10 protein-coding genes are annotated in these 16,809 nt (G+C 43.9%); 2 read left to right on the forward strand and 8 right to left on the reverse strand.

Annotated features, from left to right (window positions below):
* Window positions 1–165: 165 nt before the first annotated feature.
* The gene (secA, locus tag EGV92_RS06455; protein ID WP_131668412.1) at window positions 166–3,003 is read right to left on the reverse strand and encodes a preprotein translocase subunit SecA; all 2,838 of its coding nucleotides are present in this window, start codon (window positions 3,001–3,003) and stop codon (window positions 166–168) included.
* A gap of 399 nt (window positions 3,004–3,402) precedes the next feature.
* On the opposite strand from secA, the gene mutS reads away from it, so the two are divergent.
* Together mutS and fdxA are read left to right on the forward strand one after the other, a co-directional pair.
* Window positions 3,403–6,438, forward strand: a complete 3,036-nt coding sequence (mutS, locus tag EGV92_RS06460; RefSeq protein ID WP_423227896.1) for a DNA mismatch repair protein MutS — start codon at window positions 3,403–3,405, stop codon at window positions 6,436–6,438.
* Between the two features lie 320 nt (window positions 6,439–6,758).
* Window positions 6,759–7,082, forward strand: coding sequence for a ferredoxin FdxA (gene fdxA / locus EGV92_RS06465; RefSeq protein ID WP_131668413.1), 324 nt, complete (start codon window positions 6,759–6,761; stop codon window positions 7,080–7,082).
* A 177-nt stretch (window positions 7,083–7,259) separates the two neighbouring features.
* On the opposite strand, the gene EGV92_RS06470 is transcribed toward fdxA, so the two are convergent.
* The 7 genes from EGV92_RS06470 to EGV92_RS06500 form a co-directional block, all read right to left on the reverse strand.
* Window positions 7,260–7,742 (reverse strand): pilin, encoded by a 483-nt coding sequence (locus EGV92_RS06470; protein WP_131668414.1) that lies wholly within the window; start codon window positions 7,740–7,742, stop codon window positions 7,260–7,262.
* Between the two features lie 145 nt (window positions 7,743–7,887).
* Window positions 7,888–9,084, reverse strand: coding sequence for a serine hydrolase domain-containing protein (locus EGV92_RS06475; RefSeq protein WP_131668415.1), 1,197 nt, complete (start codon window positions 9,082–9,084; stop codon window positions 7,888–7,890).
* Between the two features lie 188 nt (window positions 9,085–9,272).
* The gene (locus EGV92_RS06480; protein ID WP_131668416.1) at window positions 9,273–9,794 is read right to left on the reverse strand and encodes a pilin; all 522 of its coding nucleotides are present in this window, start codon (window positions 9,792–9,794) and stop codon (window positions 9,273–9,275) included.
* A gap of 499 nt (window positions 9,795–10,293) precedes the next feature.
* On the reverse strand, window positions 10,294–10,737 hold the full coding sequence (locus EGV92_RS06485) for a type IV pilin protein (RefSeq protein ID WP_131668417.1): 444 nt from the start codon (window positions 10,735–10,737) through the stop codon (window positions 10,294–10,296).
* Entirely contained in the window at window positions 10,737–11,369 is a 633-nt protein-coding gene (locus EGV92_RS14270) for a type IV pilin protein (RefSeq protein WP_278248252.1), read from the reverse strand. The genes EGV92_RS06485 and EGV92_RS14270 overlap by 1 nt, the downstream gene beginning before the upstream one ends.
* A gap of 1 nt (window position 11,370) precedes the next feature.
* Window positions 11,371–15,900, reverse strand: a complete 4,530-nt coding sequence (locus EGV92_RS06495; protein WP_131668418.1) for a pilus assembly protein — start codon at window positions 15,898–15,900, stop codon at window positions 11,371–11,373.
* An 86-nt stretch (window positions 15,901–15,986) separates the two neighbouring features.
* Window positions 15,987–16,802 carry a PilX N-terminal domain-containing pilus assembly protein gene (locus EGV92_RS06500; protein ID WP_165525574.1) on the reverse strand — a complete coding sequence of 272 codons (816 nt, stop codon included), beginning with the start codon at window positions 16,800–16,802 and terminating at the stop codon, window positions 15,987–15,989.
* Window positions 16,803–16,809 lie beyond the last annotated feature (7 nt).

The raw sequence follows: 16,809 nt of genomic DNA on the forward strand, positions 1-16,809 counted from the left end.
CGCCTAGATACTATCTATATCGATACTACTATATATTGTAAAAGACTGGATGCTTATATCAGACAATGGTGAAAGGGGCGATCTGTGGATAGCCTTAGCCGCCAAGCTACTGCCATAATATCATTCACTACTTATCTGCTTGATTATCAACTGTAAATTTATCAATTAAATCTTGCCATGGCACTGCTTGTATTTCAGGCCAGAGCCGCAAGGACATGGAGCGTTTCGGCTGATATTCATTTTGGCATATGGATTATCCGATCCCTCAGCCGATGGTTGGCTCTCTGCGGTATGGTTAGCACCTGTAGATGCAATACCGGCTGCGCCGCCACCTAGATTGACCTGCATCTGACTGCGTGAGCGCTGAGCTTGATTACGTGCTGCTATTTTCGGGCCTTCATGAGTCTCTCCCGTCAAGCCATCGACGTCATCATGCTCAAAGTGCATTTGCATATGTTCAGCTTCAGCGCGCTGCTGTGCCTCAAGGGCCTCCATCTCTTCCTTAGTTGGAATATGCACGCGTGACAGATCTTGAACCGTTTCAGACTTGATAGCGCCGAGCATCATTTGAAATAGCTCAAACGACTCACGTTTGTACTCTTGTTCTGGGTTTTTTTGTGCATAGCCGCGCAGGTGGATACCTTTGCGCAGTTGATCCATCTGCGTCAAATGCTCTTTCCAGTGCCGATCTAAGCTTTGTAGCATAAAGTGGCGCTCTAGCTGAGCGGCATTAGTCTCTCCCATCTGCTCACGGCGCTCATTATAGCGGGCAATAGCCGTTTCGATAATCTTGGCACGAAGTCCTTCTTCATCGAGTCTTCGGTCCTCATCGAGCCAGTCATTGATAGGCATATATACTTTAAACTCGTCTTCAAGCTCGTCCTCCAAGCCATCAATATTCCACTGATCATCAATAGAGCCAGGTGGCACGAATTGACTGATGAGCGCATTATAGACGTCATGATGCATGACTTCGATAGCCTCTTTAAGGTCAGTCTCAGCCAATAAGTCATCACGCTGACCATAAATAACCTTACGCTGATCGTTTGCCACGTCATCGTATTTCAAAAGATTCTTACGTGCATCAAAATCTCGGCTTTCAACCTTACCTTGGGCATTCTCAATCGACTTTGAGACCATCTTATGCTCAATGGCCTCGTCTTCTTTGAGGCCCATAGCGCGCATCATGTTCACCACGCGATCACCGGCGAAGATGCGCATCAAGTCATCTTCTAGTGATAAGAAGAAGCGTGACATACCAGGGTCGCCTTGACGACCCGCACGACCACGCAGCTGGTTATCGATACGGCGTGATTCGTGACGCTCAGAGCCGATGATATGTAACCCGCCTGCTTCGACGACTTGGTCATGCTTTTTCTGCCAAGCTGCTTTGAGCTGCTTCATGTCCTCAGGATTGACTTCCTCTGGATTCTCAATATAGGCCTGCCAGTTACCACCCAGAATAATATCGGTACCACGGCCTGCCATGTTAGTCGCGATTGTCACCGCTTTTGGGCTACCTGCCTGAGCGATAATTTCAGCCTCACGCTCGTGTTGTTTTGCATTAAGGACGTTATGCTTAATGCCTTCTTGATCCAGCAGATATGACAGCTCTTCACTGGCCTCAATGGTCGCTGTACCTACTAACGTTGGTGCGCCTTTGGCTTGAATTTCTTTAATCTCGCGGATGATACCTTTGTATTTACCCAACTTGGTCAAGAATATCTGATCGTCTAGATCAACACGAGCGATTGGCTTATGGGTAGGAATAACGACGACGTCAAGATCATAAGTCGACTTAAATTCAGCAGCTTCTGTATCGGCAGTACCCGTCATACCAGATAGCTTATCGTAAAGTCGGAAGTAGTTCTGAAAGGTGGTGGTAGCGAGTGTTTGGTTCTCGGCTTGAATCTCGACGTTTTCTTTGGCCTCAACCGCTTGGTGCAGGCCTTCTGACCAACGACGACCTGGCATGGTTCGACCAGTATTTTCATCAACGATGATCACTTCACCCTCATCGACGATGTAATGGATGTTTTTGACGAAGATATGATGCGCTCGAATAGCAGCCTGAACGTGAGCTAATAACGGCAATCGAACAGGGCTGTATAAGCTTTCATTCTCGCCAAGCTCGCCCACTTCGATTAAGAAGCGCTCGATTTTTTCATAGCCCTTTTCACTGATCTCGATTTGCCGATTCTTCTCATCGATCCAAAAGTCGCCTTCTTCATTATTTTTATTGGCTTCTTCGTCTTTGGAGCGTTGCAAGCGCGGAATGATGGTATTAATAAGCGCGTAAGTTCGTGAGGAGTCTTCAGCCTGACCCGAAATGATAAGCGGTGTTCGCGCTTCGTCAATCAAGATAGAGTCAATTTCATCAATAATGCAGTAATTGAGCGGCCGCTGTTTTTTCTCCTGCAGGCTAAAGACCATATTGTCACGTAAGTAGTCAAAGCCGTACTCATTATTAGTACCATAAGTGATATCCGACTGATAAGCATCGACTTTTTCTTGTGGTGGCTGCTGCGAATAGATGACGCCTACCGTCAATCCTAAAAAGTCAAATAACGGACGATTGAGCTCAGCATCACGGGCGGCTAGGTAGTCATTGACCGTCACGACATGCACGCCTTTACCACTAATGGCATTAAGGTAAATCGCTAATGTCGCCATCAGCGTCTTACCTTCACCGGTCTTCATCTCAGCGATTTTACCTTCATGAAGGGTAATACCACCGATCATCTGCACGTCATAGTGACGCATACCGGTAACCCGAAGCGAAGCCTCACGGCAAACTGCGAAGGCTTCGGGGAGAATCGCATCCAAACTCTCTCCATTTTGATGACGGGCTTTAAAGTCAGCAGTCTTTTGCTTCAGCTCTTCATCAGACAATGCTTGGATACTAGACTCATGAGCATTAATCTTGCTGACTATCTTGCGCATTCGCTTGAGTTCACGGTCGTTTTTAGTACCAACCACACTGCCTACAATCTTTGATAACATAATTATTTTAACCTATGGAGATCTTTGATAACGTCGCCCTAAAATGGTTTTACGCTATCGCCCAATTTATTGTGTCGTTATTATATATGGTTATGAAGTTTAAGGATACAAGGGCAAATTTACTCGGTATTGACGTTTAGTCCCAGCCAATGGTCATGATAAACTAGTACGCTAACTTTTATGATTTATTGGCGCGCCAGTGACGAAAGCACTGCTTGTTGACAATCCCAATCAGGCAGTTGCCTGCCCCCGCATCTGCGACTAGATCTTATTATATATCTACCTCTCAGCTTTATACCTTGACTTACTTTATCCTATTTCATTTATCACTAAGAGTATTTAATGCGTTCAGACCAACGATCTTTATTCTCTCAAGCTTTACCGTCCAATAGCCAAACTATGTCCAACAGCCAGGCTAACGGCCAAAATAAAACAAGCGCCCAAGGGCAGCCCCGTAATATTCTTAATATTGCCGGCCATCAGTATAATTTAGACCACCATACCCCCATGATGGTGCAATATCTAACGATGAAGGCACAATACCCGCATGCATTGCTGCTATACCGTATGGGCGACTTTTACGAGTTGTTTTTTGAGGATGCTAAGCTGGCCGCTCAGCTACTCGACATTACCTTAACCCGCCGCGGCACTGATAAAAACGGCAATACCATTGCGATGGCCGGTGTTCCTTTCCACGCGGCAGACAGCTATATGGCTCGGCTGATTGCTGCTGGTCAAACTGTCGTCGTCTGTGAGCAAGTCGAAGAAGCCGCTAACAATACCGAAACCAACGATAATCGCAACAGTAATAGCAAAACTACTAATACTACCAATACCGATAATAAAAAAGGCATTATGCACCGCGAGGTAGTGAGGACGCTGACCGCAGGCACACTGACCGACGACGCGCTAATTGCTGCCGATAAGACCCCCTCCGTCGTGGCGATAGATATCTCTTGCCCTAATCTACGCCGGTCTAAAGATACAGTCTATCAAGCAGCCATTAGTCAGCTAGATCTAGCCGCGGGACAGCTAATTACCCAAGCGCTATCGGCAACCAATATTGATGAATTGAAATCACAGATGCTAGCGGTACTGGCCCGCTTCGCCCCTAGTGAATGCATCTTTAGTGAAGGTCTAGATGAAGCTTGGCAGCTCTGGCTTGGTTCGCAGCTCGACTGTCCGCAGCTTAGCGTCGCGGCAGCTGACTTTAGCACTGACCATGCTGCGGCTACCTTGTGTCAGCAGTTTGAGGTACGCCAGTTAGAGGGGCTGGGTATCGCTGACCAGCCCCTTATTCAGAGCAGCTGTGCGGCGCTCATTCACTATGCACGGCAGACTCAGCAGCGGCAGATTCCCCATGTTAATCAGCTTATTAGGGAGCAGTCGGCAGACTATCTCATCATCGATGCAAGCAGTCAGCGCAATCTTGAGCTGTTTGCTCCTGCCAGTGCGCAAGGGACGCCACTGATCTCAGTCCTGAATCATTGCCAGACAGCAATGGGTAAGCGGCTACTTCAGCAGCAACTAAAAAGACCGCTACGCAATCGTGCGACGATTAACCAGCGTCTAGAAGCGATCTCGGCTCTTTTATCAAACGCAGCTGACTCGCTGGCACCTTTGCAAGAAATACTCAGTGGCATAGCCGATATCGAGCGCATTAGTAGCCGAATCGGTCTAACCACTGCCAAGCCTCGCGACTTAAGACGTCTGGCTGACAGCATCATGCAAGCAGTTGCGCTAAAGTCAAAGCTGACTGCTTTAGGACTATCTCCACAGCAGTCCGGCTTACTGCCCTTACTAATGCTACAGCTGCCTACCCAGCACCAGTCAGAAGGGTGCTCATCAAACGATGACTCATCAGCGCCTCACCTAACCCAAACCCTTGAAGTCGCTGAGCTTATTAACCGCGCTATAGTCGATGAGCCACCAGCCCATATCCGTGATGGTGGCATGATAGCGATAGGCTATGATGCCGACTTTGACAGGCTGACCCATCTGCATGATAACATTGAGCAGACTCTAGATGAGATGGCAGCGACGGCCCGTGAGCAGTACCAACTACCAAGCCTAAAAGTTGGCTTCAATAAAGTCAGCGGCTTCTATTTTGAGCTGCCAAAAGGTCAAGCCAGCTCAGCTCCTGAACACTTCATCCGTCGGCAAACCTTAAAAAATAGCGAACGCTTCATCACCGATGAGCTAAAAACTATCGAAAGCGAGTATCTAGGCGCACAAACTCAAGCCTTAGCTAAGGAAAAGCAGCTATACGCTGAGCTACTCAGTCAGCTGGGTAGCGCCCTACCGAGTTTGCAGCAGCTGTCACAGGCCATCGCCCAACTTGATGTCTTAGTCAACTGGACGACACTAGCGCAGCAATACAATTGGCAACGTCCTACCATGACAGACGACGAGCGTGTCCCGAGTTTGGATATCCGCCAAGGTCGGCATGTGGTCGTCGAGATAGCGATGCATCAGCCAGACAGTCAGCAGAAACTACCCAACACTCCGCAGCACTTCGTCGCTAATGACTGCTCGCTTGGTAGCGCCGAGCACCCAGAGCGGCTATTACTGATTACTGGACCAAATATGGGTGGGAAGTCTACCTATATGCGTCAGACCGCGCTTATCGTCTTACTGGCCTGCTGCGGTAGCTTTGTCCCCGCAGAATCCGCCACTATTGGTGATATTGACCGTATCTTTACCCGTATTGGCTCAGCTGATGACCTTGCTGGTGGTAAATCCACCTTTATGGTAGAGATGATTGAGACCGCTCATATTCTGAATCTGGCAACTGAAAAGTCACTAGTACTCATGGATGAAGTTGGCCGGGGTACCAGTACGACAGATGGAATGGCTATTGCCCATGCCTGTGTACAAAAACTCGCGCAAATGGATTGTCTGACTTTATTTGCCACTCATTACTTTGAGCTAACTCAGCTTGCCCAGCAAGATAATTTAGCGCAGCGCATCCGTAACGTCCATGTGGCAGCTAGCGAGATAGAAGGCCAGCTGCTGCTGCTACATCAAATCAAAGACGGTGCTGCCAGCTCAAGCTTTGGTCTACATGTGGCCAAAATGGCGGGAATACCGCAAGCTGTACTCGACGCTGCCGAGCAGTACCTAGGCAGTCAACTACAGCAAAATCAAAGCACACTACAGAGCGCGCAAAACCTTCATGATAAAAATGACTTAGCTAAGTCTCAGCCCGCCAATAGCCAGTCTGAGTTGGCGCTAGCAGGTGAAGATCACAGAGAGAATAGCTTATCAAAAAGTGAGATTCGAAGTGAGCAAGCTACATATCAACATCAGCAAAATCAATACTTTGAGATAAATTCCTTACTATCTCAAGTCAACCCTGATGAGCTGACTCCTAAAGATGCACATGATTTACTTTATCAATTAAAGCAACTTGTCAGTAACTCGGCGCATTTGTGAAATGATGGCTAAAAGAGTAAAATACGCCATTGTTTGAAGGCGTGTTATTCATTGAGTACTGGCTTAATACTGGTTGACCCACAGCTTTATGAGCCGTTAAAAGGTAAGGCTAACCCTTTAAAGCCTGCTGAATACTGAACCATCGCTGGAGATAACGTTAAGGCGATAGACTGGCTTAATTAACTGCTCTAATAGATAAATTCAGCTGGTCTTACGAAGTTAACTCATTATTCAGAATGGATATTATTGATTAACTCATTATTGCTGGATAACGCGCCCTACTTAATCCTGCTGACTCGAAACCTAAGGTAGCCATCGCTATGACCTTTGTCGTTACTGATAATTGCATCCGCTGTAAATACACTGACTGTGTCGAAGTTTGTCCTGTAGATTGCTTCTACGAAGGACCGAATTTCTTGGTCATTCACCCTGATGAGTGCATCGACTGTGCGCTGTGTGAGCCTGAGTGTCCAGCGAATGCGATCTTCTCAGAAGATGAAGTGCCCAGTGGTCAAGAGGCATTCATTGAGCTAAATGCTGAGCTGGCAGAGGAATGGCCGAACATCACTGAGATGCACGACAAGCTACCTGATGCTGAGAAATGGGATGGCGTTGAAGGAAAATTGCAGTATTTGGAGAAGTAGTATCTTTAAAGAAACAATAATTTGTAAGTGACTATAGTAACTATCCCTTTCTAAACTATCCGTACCATCACTAAGCCTATCTAATATAATAATGTAGTTAGGCTTAGTTCGTTATAGGTAAATGATAAGTTTAAAATATACTTTTCAAGAACAAAAATCTGAGATCTAAAAGAATTATTATAAACTGGCATTATGAAGACATCCTGAAATAATATATTTGCTATCTATATTCGTCTCACAATGCCACCTTCCCTGATTACCTCGAATCCATGCTACCTTTTTACCTTTCAAATCAGAAAGTACATGATTGTTAATAATAGCGGTAATACGAGTATTCACAGTCACAGGGTTGCTAATTTGAGCAACCCCGTAGTTACTAGGTAGTACCATTCCTACTTGGGAACTTCCAGTAATTAGACTAGAACCTGGTGCTCTAGGGTCACACTCTCCTTCATCTATACCTATTTGCGATCTACCGTGATTGATACAATCCTCTACTGCCACCCTTAATGCTGCTAGCTCTAATGAGAGACGACTCGTTTGCGCTTTGCCAACATATAGCTGATATTGAGGTACAGCAATGGCAGCTAAAATACCAATAATCGCAATAACAATCATGACCTCAATGAGGGTAAAACCATGTTGTTTACTTCGTGTCATAATTTTTTAACTTCATATAATTTTATTAATCTTATTTATATAAACTCAAATCAAAAGTGTTAGATATCTCTTAGGTCGATACTGATGTAACTTCTTCACATTGAATCTACTATATCGAACAAGATGCTTCTAATTTGAGTATGTGCTATTGTTCTTCTTTAAGATTGTTATAGATAATTTCTAATACTTGATTATTACTATGCTCTGCTGCTGTCGGTGTACCATTGCTCAATAATGTAACAACACTCCCATGATCATCCACTACAACCAGAGATGATAAACCTAATAATGTACCAGTTCGATAGTGGAACATAGGCTGCTCTGCCGACTGCCGATACGCTACCATAGCATAGCCATAACAATCTTTAATGTCTTCAATATTACAGTTTTCAGTACTGTCTAAAGATAAAATATTAGGCTGAGCCTTGTTACTCATTATTTGTACCTGCTGTGTCGCTGCTACGGCGCTCCCTGATAGCCCTGCTACAGCGTACAAGTCATCATACTCAAATGCAGTATAGATGTCAGCGACCCCTGTCAATCCTGATTCAATATAGTTATAACTAATCTCGTCTGGTAATCGCTGATTAGAAATAAACTGTATTCCTGCCTTTTGTATATTATAATTTTCTTGTATGTAATCCTGATAGCTCAATCCAGAAACCTGCTCAATGACTGCTCCTAGTAAGCAGTAGCCCAGGTTTGAATAGCTTGTCTGTGCTCCTGGGGTAAAGTTTAAGGTTATAGTATTTAATTTACTCAGACTGTTAGGACAGATTGGCTCTCCAATGCCAAACATATCATACCCCCGTATATCCAAGCGATTAAAGCCGCCTTGATGCTTTAACAACTGACGTATCGTAATGTCATTGACTCTAGGGTCTTTGGGGTGTCGTATGTCGGGCAGTAACTTAGCGATAGGGGTATCTAGTGTGAACTTACCTTGCTTAATCAGATCTAAGATAGCATCAGCAGTCCATAGTTTAGTCACACTAGCATAGCGAAATCTTGTATTCTCACTAATAGGCTTCGATACCACAGGGTAGTTGTCAATATATCCACTTTCACAGTGGTATAAATTCCCTAATCTGTCAATATAGGCAATTTGATTGGCAGGAGCATTTTGATACTTGGTTTTTTCGATTAATATTGTTCTTAACCAATCAGGCGTATCTTGACTGCAAGTCACATGTCGTAGCGCTAAATCTGCTCTTATAGGATAAGTACTTTGCCACAGCCTAGTTCGGGCCTGGTTATTAACATAATAATATCCGCCCACTATAGTAGCTAATATAAGGATGACCACTATCCCTATATCTCTTAATTTTAGTTGCTTAAACATGGGCCAGTCTTATTCATCTGTTTACTTTAATTAGTAGTAGCACTATATAAGCAGTATTAAACGTCAGAGTCATAAAATTAACAATATTATTTAATATACACCAAATATTTTGTGGCTTGCCTATGATCTACTATAAAAAAAGAGACGTCATAGCGTCTCTTTTCATCCTAACTATATTGAAAAAGTTATTATTCTTGAGCTCCTGCTGCAGGTTCTGCTGGAGTTGTCGTTGTAGTAGTAGCAGGACAACCATTAGGAGCAAACTTTGCTTCTACAGTAGTTGAACATGACCAACTACCTGAAGCGTTACGTGACCACGTTAAGGTTTGCCCAGCAATTGCACCAGAAGCATTTTGACCAAATGTACCTACAATAGAGGCAGTATTATCGTCAGAATTCATTGTAACCTGAGGGAAGCCTGTTTGCGCGGTAGTCGTTACAGCTGCACCTAACATGTTAGAAGCCGTAGCACCTAGAGAACACTCGGTGTTTGTTGTAGGATCACCAGTGAAGATAATCGAGCCTGTGCGTCCACTATTGTAACAATCTTCTACAGCTGTTTTTAAATTACCTGTCTCGCCCATTACACGACTAACTTGTGATTTAGCAATATAAGTTTGATATTGTGGAATAGCGATCGCTGCTAGAATACCGATAATGGCGATAACGATCATCAATTCGATAAGGGTAAAACCTTTTTGAGCGTTCATACGAACTCCTTTACTTGAGTAAACTTGATAAAGTTTGATTGGGTCTTAAGTATGTTATTTACATTAAGACTGCTTTATCGAGCTATTAGATATCTGATTACTAGATAGTTAAGTTATTAAAATATAAGGGGCTTTTAGCCCTTGTTGATCACATATGTTGCACTTACCATGCCATATTGATGCGGATTATACGACTCTCATTACTCAATTCCTATAGATAATCGAATAAGATGATAAATAATCGGATAAGTGGTGCTATTAAATAAACGACTGTTTGGAGTTAAGCCGCTTGTAGCGACCAAAGCCCTCTTCTCTTTTTTTTGCAAGATCCATTAGCTGACAATTTTTGTCAGCTACTGACATAATTTGTCAGCTAATGGACTGTTTGACCCAATAAGTTGACTATTTTTGTCATTATTATCAACATCTTTTGGGTGGCTATTACGAAAAAGCCAGTCGATTGACTGGCTTAATTGTAATTGATGCTGTATTTAACAGATTAGTTCCATTCGTCACCCCTACCGCAGGTAGAGACATTATTCACATTACGGCATTTCTTACCGCTAGCCTCTAAGCTTAATACGCCATCTCCAGCCATCTGCTGACCAGCGACAGGAGTCGCCGTCACTGTCCATGCCGACGTCAATGGATTGGGGGTAATAGTAACGGTATAAAGCGCCGAGCCTGATCGTGGATAGCTGCCTGTCAATCCTGTCGTGCTCACGCTCGCATAGCTACCAGCTGCTAGCTTTTTGCTCTCTATTTGGTTACCAATATTTTGTAGCTCTGTCATCATATCAGTACGTTTTGATTTGATCGCATATCGCTGATAACTGGGCATGGCTATCGCTGCCAGTACGCCAATTATCGCCACGACTATCATAAGCTCTATCAAGGTGAAGCCTTGTTGCTTTACTAGCGTACGCTGTCTATAACTTATCATTACCAATCCTCTGAGCTTGATCCACTGCCGCAGTTAGCAGATGCTATCGTTACGCTACTATCTGAGGTCATGCACTGGACACCAGTACTCGTTAGCATAATTCGTCTGGCACTACTCACTGAGCCGCCACTATTAGGTACAGCTAACATCTTCCAGCTTCTACCCGTAGCCGTATCTACATCTGTAGCTGTAGTCACTAGACTCTTGCTAGTATCTGTACCATCTACTAGAGTTATATGATACTTAGCTGTACTGCTCGCCCCACGCTTTGGCGTAGGCACATTAATGATAGTAGTACCTGAGTCATAGCAGTAATTGCCAGTAGCGCATACATCATCACCACGCTCAGGGATAAAGCCTTTGTAAGTCAGTCTAGATGCGCGCCAACGCTCAAGCTGTAATTGTAGCTGCTTCATCTGCACCTGAGCTTCTTTTTCAGCATTGAGAATGACATAGCGCCGATAGGAAGGTATCGCAATAGCAGCCAATATCGCTATAATTATCACCACTATCATAAGCTCAAGAAGAGTGAAGCCTCGCTGTGTGGAGTTATCAACCCGGCAAGCTTGGCGCATCCAAACTTGTTTGAAGTCCAGATGTACTGCTAGGTATCGACCAAATTTACTTTTCATATTAGTTGGTTTCATACCATTTGGTAGGCTTCAGCATGAAGCGCTCGTTAAATATAATAGAGGCCATAGTCCCATCACCGCCAATCTGCGTGATAGTATTCCTTGGATAGGCAGGATTAGTACCAGTAGCACTACTTGGATTAGCGCCTTTATTAGTGTCAGTACCATAATCCACACTGCTATCTACTCTTTGACTGAAGGACTGAGTCCCTAAAAGTACCTTAGCTGTGGTATTGGTGCTATTAATCGCCCCTAGAGATAACTCTTGAATACCCTTTCCAGCCTTAAGAAATCCGCCTGTACCTGTAGTTGCCGTGTCATCCATACATACGCCATAAGGTAGGCAGTATAACTGCTGCTCCGACGAGCCTAAGACTTGAGCATCACAAGCGTTGGTCGATCCTGTATTAGCATTTGGGTCATAGACACTCATAAATAGATTGCTATCAATAACTCTATAGTCTCCAATAGCCTTAACATTTTTGACACCTTCAAAGCCTGCAAAACGGGTCAAGGGGTAATACCAACCATTCTTACTACCGTCTATTAGATTAGAGATCATAGTGACTTTTTTCTTACAGAGATCAGAATAAGTAAAGCTCCCATCTGCAGCGACAATTGCAGCACCCGAAGAGTTCTTCATAGGTGAGCAATACTTACCAAAAAGCGTACTATTCGTGCTTGCTACTGCAGAATTTAAAGACTGTGGACTTAGCTTAACCAAGTCAGTTTCTGTCTTGTCTTCTATTGTCATATCTATATAAGCAGTAGACCCCGACTTCTTATCAAAGATAGTCGATTTGGTGATGTCAGTATCCATAATGCCATAGACTCTATTGGCATAGCTGTTGTTGTCACGCTGCTCCGCTAAGGGTGAGCTACGATCTCCTGAAGCAATATTTACCAGAGCAAATAGCTGATTATTATTGTCCTCATAAAAGCTAACTACCGGTCTATTATAGAATCGATAAGCTAAATGCTTTTTGTCCAGAGGTAGCTGTGCAGCTGAGTTAAGTAGGCGAACTACCCGAACCTGCTCAAAGTCTTCGTTTTCCTTATTAATAAAATCAGCTCGGAATAAGTTACCACCTAGATCGGCAAAATATAAATGATCAAACAAGCCGTCATTATCACCATCGAGGGCTGTGACTCCGCCTACAATACTATGGTTTTCTGGATTGTCCCAGTGCCATTTTAACTGCCCCGTTTTAGCATCAGCAATATAGACAGAGCTTCCCTTGGTTCTCTTCGCTGCTGCACTAGGTGGGACAAACTCAGGGTTTTCATATTGCATATCATAGCCGCCACCAAAAGCAATAACATCTAATTTTTTTGTCGCTGATGACGTTGCATTGATACGTCCTAATGTCACTGTAGTCCAGATTTGACCAACATTACTATAGTCATTACCAGCGGTAATTGTCTGAAGGGTGCCACTGGCGTTTCTATGTAGCACTGGATTACTATGGTTAAGGTCAGGTGTAATACTAAAGAGTACCTTCGGCGTATCTTTAACAGACAAATCTAAGGCATAGAGACCATTTCCGCCCATTCGGAAGCCGCCATAAGCCGCCATCGCCACATAGTTACTAGTATTCACCAAGCTTGCATCAGCTGCTGTTGGCTTAAACAATGACACTTTACGTGTTTTGGTAGCTGAAGGACCAGACCCTGTGGTAGTAGCGCTATAGTTGTATTTTGCATCTACTAGCCAAGGAGCGTCTATACCAAATTTCAGGTCACCTACACTTTCTGCTACGAAAGCTTCAGGCTGTGTGCGAAACATCTCTTGCAATACTAATGACCAAACTTCTTCTCCGGTCTCAGCGTTGGCCAGATGTAAGGCGCCATCCATTGAACCAAACAATAAATAGTCATCGCGACCATTGGGCAGAACTTTACCATTTTCATCGACATTGGCACTATAAGAGACTAGCGACGGTTTAGAATGTACTACCCCTCCCAAGACCCGTGTCTCATTGACTGGCACAAAATCCTTCATATCTAGTCCAACAATCTCAGTAGTATCTGAGGTTTTGTAAGGAATGTTATACCCTAAGAAATTAAGCAAAATGCGCCGAGTTTTAAACTGTCCATAACTGGGGTTATTCTGGTAGAGATCATCTCGCAGCTTTGGGAAGCCCTCATTTGGATAGCCACTGCTATTGACACCGATCGCTACAAAGCCACTATCACTATCTGAACCAGTATAATTCTCTACCAATACCTTTCGATTACTCGCTGGTGAGCTACTGTTTGGCGCTCGTAACCGCGCATAGAAACCACCGCTTTGTACCGAGGCATTGCCACTGGCAGCCACAGGAGCTGGAGACCATAGATCAGCAGCACGGCCGTTAAGATTACCGTTAGCATTTAAAAATAATTGGTTGTTATTTTTGCCATAAAGCGTACCATTCTTAGTATTGTACTTTTTTAAGTTCCCAGGCCAGACAACCAAATTATCTGCCACCTTAGGCTCAAGCATTGGTAAATAAGCATATGGTAGAGTGGTACTACTCTGATAAGGGTCTTCTGGAACACTAATGGTACCAGCAGGTAAGGTATTAATGTTCTCGTTTAACGACTGAATAAAGGTTGTGAGACTATTACTAATATCCTCTGAAGTCTGCGTATAAAAGAATCCCCCATTACCATAGTCCTTCCCGCCCCATTTACAAGCATTTTTCGCATCTAGATTGGGAGCTAAATCACAATTATAGTTGCCATCAGCATCTTGAGGTATACCAGCAAAAGAAGAACCAAACCCTGATACTGCCGTTTTTATACTAATACCGGCTGGATTGTCATTTGCGTTATATAGCTTCTTGGCATACTCACCAATATATTCCCAACCACCTGTCTCACCATCAAAGATATTTGCCTGAAGCTCTGGGGAAGTTAAGCCACCACTAGGAGGTGTCCTGCCAAAGTTACCTTTAGTGGGTCCTAAAGATAGATTCATGATAGTACTAGCAATATTAGGCTTAGTCGAGTTAGGAGCGCCATCTGTTAAGAAAAATATCCCATTACCATCACACTGCCCATCAGTAGCGACTTGTCGGTAACGGTTGCCATTTTTAGCCGCCTCTACAGAATAGTCGAACCCCCCTTTAAGATTATCTTGATTGTTAGTCTTCATGGAAAAGGGACTACTACGATAGACAAACAGACCCTTACCATTACCTCTTGACACATTTCTTGCGGTACGTGGGTGCGACCAAACTTTACCCGTCACAGGCTCAATGTCTAATGGCTCATAAGGAAGCTTCTTCCAACCTCCAAATCGCCAACCAGCAGGAAGGTTGTTAAATGCAGCCCAAACATTTTCAATATTACGATAGATTGGGGCATTAGGATATGTTACCAATTCCCCTTTCTCATTATAGACTCGAGTGGGACCATCACTACCGCTAGTATTTGACCCTGAAACATAGCCTGTAGAGTTAGTAATTACTGGCCAAGAATTATCACATTGAACCACATTGCCCGATCTACCTAGTGCATTAGTCCTGCTACTATTATCGGACTCTACACAAACCCAATAGGTTTGGCGCCCTTGAGGGTCACGCAGAATAGCATAACCATCATAGACTAGATCCACTGTGTTTGAACGACCGAAATCGGCAAAAATACTCCCTGTGGTAGTGCCCAACATGGCAGCGCCAGCCTCTGCATAGGCCTGAGTAGTTGGAGTACCCCCTGAAGCCTTGTACTCATTAGGCTGATTCCAACTAGAGACATAACGAAGTGAGTTGGGTGTGCCATCTTCATTAGTAAATGCATCTACGGACTTAAAGCTATTCAACGCCTGCGCTAGCTTATACCTATGAGCAGGTTGTAGTGCAGCTGCTTCAACCAATATGCTTCCTGAATGACTGTCTACTAAATAGTTGTCTGAAGCTCCTATTTTGTATGGTGTTCTAGCGGAAAAATGCCCCAACCCCATAACGATATCGTTACTCAAGCTACTATCAGCTAACAAAGGAATCATGGCATCTTTTAATCGCGACAGTCGATCATAAATAACCTCAGCTGAGGCCCTATCTCTGACGACTGCACCACTGCTATTAAGATATTCACCAGCACTATTCTTGTTATAACAGCCCCTTAAATAGTAATTTACAGAGCTGCCATTAATAGTGACGCTCTTTAATTCGGCTGGAGCGTCATAGTACCACTCATCAATAGCATCATTTGGATTTCTACCATTCCCCGATATCTCACGATTGGCTTTCCGAGCGCACAGAGGGGTATCAACATCTCCTGGACTACCGTACTGATTATCTTTAGGTAACACTAATGAGCTAATACCCATCGATCCTGACGTATCAATCATCATCATCAGATTAGTTTTGGCAGTAGCCGCAGGCTGATAAATAGACAAGTCTCCAATATTTTCCTTACTACTTGCTGTTTGTACTCCTAAAGAAAGGATAGAAATTACAGCAGTGCTTAAGACAGTCAATTTCGGCGCAGACTTATGCACAGCGACCTTATCCACCTGTGAGACTGATTTAAGATTATTTTTCATTAGTTTGCCTTATCTTTAAGATTCAAACCCATTCGTCATCTAGGCTACTTAACTAAACACTGAATATGCAATTAATAGCTTGCCTATTAAGAGCTCGAGCATAAATTGTTTGTAGAGCCAACTGTCTTACCACCAAATAGACGACAGTATTCAGAGCGTTGGAGGTTTTCGACAACGATAGTTTCTACCAATGTCTTACTAGGGATGCCATTATTTGCCATACACTGACTGACACTATCTGTACTAGAGGAGGCATCTTTTTGAAAACAAGCTCTAACTTGTGAGGTGCTGCTATTACCATATGCAGGAAGTACTGCCGTTGAATAAACCTCGAACTTAAGCTTAGTAGCGTTATTCTGCGCACTGTCATTACCTAAAGCATATTGAGAAAACCGTCGTCCATCAATATCAGGAATATTCTTGATCATTACTTGAGTCATGGTAGTCTGGCGAGCACTGGTATAGTCATCAGCATTTTGTGGGTCACAATACCCTGTCGTATTGTTGACAAGCTTCCCAGTACCACGCCTTACTACTGCATTATCTATGTTAAAAAATCTACTGCGCGGTCGATAACAAAAGTCAATAATATCGCCTCTATTATCCTCATCCAAAACGTAGCGCCCTATGATACCCGTACGACTCATAATCTGTAGATAAGTCTCTGAGTCAGGTGGGCCATTAATTGCTCGTTCAATTTTGCTGTTAGCTCTGTCTGCTGCTTGGATTAATACTGTATCGATTTGATCACTAGTAGCAAGCTTTAGATCGGTGCTACTGTTACGTACCGCAACGACCCCTATGACCGTGATTAGGATCAAAAATAGTAGAACCACAATCAATACTGCGCCGCGTTGAGCCGAGGGCAATGAAGATGTGAATGACTGAGGGATCGATTTCATGATCGGC

Origin of the sequence: Psychrobacter pygoscelis (genome assembly GCF_004335015.1) — a bacterium.
Lineage (GTDB): Bacteria > Pseudomonadota > Gammaproteobacteria > Pseudomonadales > Moraxellaceae > Psychrobacter > Psychrobacter pygoscelis.

Excerpts from the sequence above, each read along its gene's own strand:
- secA (WP_131668412.1), bottom strand. The coding sequence starts at position 3,003 with ATGTTATCAAAGATTGTAGGCAGTGTGGTTGGTACTAAAAACGACCGT.
- mutS (WP_423227896.1), top strand. The coding sequence starts at position 3,403 with ATGTCCAACAGCCAGGCTAACGGCCAAAATAAAACAAGCGCCCAAGGG.
- fdxA (WP_131668413.1), top strand. The coding sequence starts at position 6,759 with ATGACCTTTGTCGTTACTGATAATTGCATCCGCTGTAAATACACTGAC.
- EGV92_RS06470 (WP_131668414.1), bottom strand. The coding sequence starts at position 7,742 with ATGACACGAAGTAAACAACATGGTTTTACCCTCATTGAGGTCATGATT.
- EGV92_RS06475 (WP_131668415.1), bottom strand. The coding sequence starts at position 9,084 with ATGTTTAAGCAACTAAAATTAAGAGATATAGGGATAGTGGTCATCCTT.
- EGV92_RS06480 (WP_131668416.1), bottom strand. The coding sequence starts at position 9,794 with ATGAACGCTCAAAAAGGTTTTACCCTTATCGAATTGATGATCGTTATC.
- EGV92_RS06485 (WP_131668417.1), bottom strand. The coding sequence starts at position 10,737 with ATGATAAGTTATAGACAGCGTACGCTAGTAAAGCAACAAGGCTTCACC.
- EGV92_RS14270 (WP_278248252.1), bottom strand. The coding sequence starts at position 11,369 with ATGAAAAGTAAATTTGGTCGATACCTAGCAGTACATCTGGACTTCAAA.
- EGV92_RS06495 (WP_131668418.1), bottom strand. The coding sequence starts at position 15,900 with ATGAAAAATAATCTTAAATCAGTCTCACAGGTGGATAAGGTCGCTGTG.
- EGV92_RS06500 (WP_165525574.1), bottom strand. The coding sequence starts at position 16,802 with ATGAAATCGATCCCTCAGTCATTCACATCTTCATTGCCCTCGGCTCAA.